Origin of the sequence: Agathobaculum faecis, from assembly GCF_014287995.1 — a bacterium.
Lineage (GTDB): Bacteria > Bacillota > Clostridia > Oscillospirales > Butyricicoccaceae > Agathobaculum > Agathobaculum ammoniilyticum.
Genome location: NZ_JACOPL010000045.1, coordinates 1 through 3,000, shown reverse-complemented (window position 1 = coordinate 3,000; position 3,000 = coordinate 1). Strand labels below are relative to the sequence as shown.

Genomic DNA, 3,000 nt, shown 5'->3' with positions numbered 1-3,000 from the left:
TTTTCGGCCATCCTCTCTTCGGCCGCTACCGCCGGAATAGAAACCATGGGCGGCATTGACGTGCCGCAGGGCAGCGCGTCCAGACTGCGGAACGCGCTGAATACAGCGCTTGAGGAAGGCTCCGAGGAAGTCCTGCAGGACCTGGCACAGTCGATTGTTGAGAAAGGGACGTACAATCCGGACAAGGCATGGGCGGGAGAAAACGGCGTGTTTGACCTGGGGCGCGCGCTCCAGAATTTCGGCGCGGGCGCTATCCTTGGCGGCGGCTTTGGCGCGGCGAGAACGCCGGTGCGCCCGCAAATACAAGGCGCACAAGCCGCGATCCGGCCGAACATCCAGCAGGCATCCGTGGATGCAAGCGCGGCTCCGGTAAGGGCGGGTAAGGCGACAACGATACAAAGCCCGTACACGGGGAAAATGCCGCAGAACGCCGGCACGGAAGCGCAGACGCGCCCACTGCAGATCGGTAAAGCCGACGTGGAGGGCGCACAGCAGGCGATCTTTGCCAGCCAGCAGGGCGGCACGTTTGCACGGACGATGAAAAGCGTTTTGCAGAACATATTCCAGCAGAACGGCGGCACTCGGACGGTAACGGTGCAGGGAGTGACGTTTGATGGACAGCCGTATGATGTAGCTTTGGGAAACAAGGTCGCGGCAAAAGTCGCCTCTGATCCTAATATGACCGCTGAAAAACTGGCGGCATTTAACGATATTGATAATATCGTTTCAACTGCGGAGTATGTGGGAAGCGGAAACTATAATAAGAACAAGACTAAGGCAGAAAGTGTTAAACGTTACGATTACTTTGAAAAAACGCTTGTAATAGATGGGAAACCTTATGTAGCGACATTTGATGTTGAAGTATATACGGACAGGAATAATTTTCGAACATACCGTGTGATAGACGAAATGAGCCTGACACCATCGACGGAAGCAGCCGGTCCACAACCGACGTCCCCCGATGGAGCAAGCTCATTTACTAATAATAGTATATCCCAAACAAACGGAAATAGCAATACCCCCGCTGCACAAAATGACCCTATCCGTCCCATCATCCAACCCGCGCAGGGCGTATCACCTGATTCGTCGGTGGGGGCGGCTGCGGCAAACTTTGACCCATATACCCGCATGGCGAACGAATACGGGACGATAGCGCAGGGCGAAGCGCCGCGGGCGCGCGAGGTCGATGTCCCCCAATCGACGGACGGGAGCGACCGAGTGCGCCGGTTCGCGCGCACGGCGATGGAGGCGCAGGCTACGCCGGAGCAGATGATACCGGAGTTTGAAAAGAACGTGGCAAACGGCCTGTTCTCCTACAATCCGCGCAGCGATAAGAGCAGCCTGGACGCTGCGGCGCGCACCATCGCCCAAAAAGGCTACGACGGTGCGCTGGCGCAATGGGAGGATGTAACGAGCGGACGGCGCACGGCGGGAAAGGACGACATTGTTCTGGCGCAGGTGCTGTATTCCGAAGCGGCGGCGGCAGGCGATACGCGGCTTGCCATGCAGCTTGCCGCAGAGATCGCGGCGGAGGGAACGAGGGCAGGACAGAGCGTGCAGGCGCTCCGCCTGCTCAAGCGCACCACAAGCGAGGGGAAGCTGTACTACATCCAAAAAGCGGTCAACAACATTCAGGAGGGGCTGAACCAGAAACGGGGCGGCAAAGCGCCGCAGATCACCATTGACGAAGCGCTTGCACAAGGGCTTCTGGATGCGAAAACAGACGCAGATGCAAACGCGGCGATGGATGCGATATACAACGACGTTGCCGCACAGATACCGGCGACCCTTGGGGACCGGCTGAACGCATGGCGGTATTTTGCGATGCTGGGCAACCCGCGCACACACATCCGAAACGTAGTCGGGAACATTGTCTATCAAATCCCGACCCGTGCCAGCAACAAGGTCAGCGCAACGCTCCAAAAGGCTTTTGTAAAGGACCCGAACCAGCGCACGCGCTCCCTGACGCGGAACAGCGCGGCAAAGGAATTTGCGAAAGCGGACTATGCGGAAATGAAAGGCGTGATCTCGGGGGACGCTTATACCTCCGAAATGTCCGAGGTGCAGCGCAGGCAAAGATATTCCCCAAGCCCCTGCAGGCGGTAATGGACACGGCAAACAAAGCGCTGGACGTGGAGGATCAGATTTTCAAGCGCATGACCTACATCAACAGCATGGCCGATTTTCTGACCGCGCGCGGCATCGACCCGAGCAGGGGGAATGTGCCGGCCGATATTTTGGAGCAGGCGCGGACGCACGCAATACAGGACGCGAAGCGGGCGACCTTTCAGGACGCTTCCGCGCTGGCCGACGCGATTGCGCGCATCGAAAACAAAAACAAGGCGACCAAGCTGGCGATCGGCGGCCTGCTCCCGTTCAAGCGCACGCCGATCAATATTGCAAAGCGCGGCTTCGAGCTTTCTCCGGCAGGGCTGATAAAGGGACTGACCTATGACCTTGGGCAGGTGAGAAAGGGGACCATGACCGCGACGGATGCGATCGACCATATTTCGCAGGGGCTGACGGGTACGTCGCTGGCGCTGGTGGGGTACTTCCTTGCGTCCAACGGCCTGCTTTCCGCGAGCAGTCCGGAGAACGATAAGGAGCGCAATTTTGAGGCGGCGCAGGGCTCGCAGGAATATGCGCTGAATATCGGGCCGTATTCCTATACGATCGACTGGGCGGCCCCCGCGGCGCTCCCGATGTTTGTCGGCGCGGAATTTTACAATGCACTGACACAGAAGTACGACGACGGGGAGCAGGTGTTCAAGCAGGCGACCGATGCGCTTTCCCGCCTGTTCGAGCCGATGATCAACATGACGATGCTTTCCGGCATCAGCAGCACGATCGAAAGCGCAACCTACAGCCAGACAAACCCGCTCTTTGCGATTGCCGGAAACATAGCGCAGAACTATGCGGGGCAGGTCGTCCCGACGCTGTCCGGCCAGATCGCGCGCACGATAGACGACACGCGGCGCACGACCTATGCGGATAAAGACA

At 58.6% G+C, this 3,000-nt stretch carries 2 protein-coding genes; both read left to right on the top strand.

The window, feature by feature from the left end; translation table 11 throughout:
• On the top strand, positions 1–2,106 hold a 2,106-nt coding region (locus H8S45_RS15610; protein ID WP_186950560.1), incomplete at its 5' end, for an LPD3 domain-containing protein.
• Positions 2,106–3,000: hypothetical protein (locus tag H8S45_RS15605; protein ID WP_186950558.1), on the top strand; the 895-nt coding region annotated here is incomplete at its 3' end. The genes H8S45_RS15610 and H8S45_RS15605, both read left to right, overlap by 1 nt.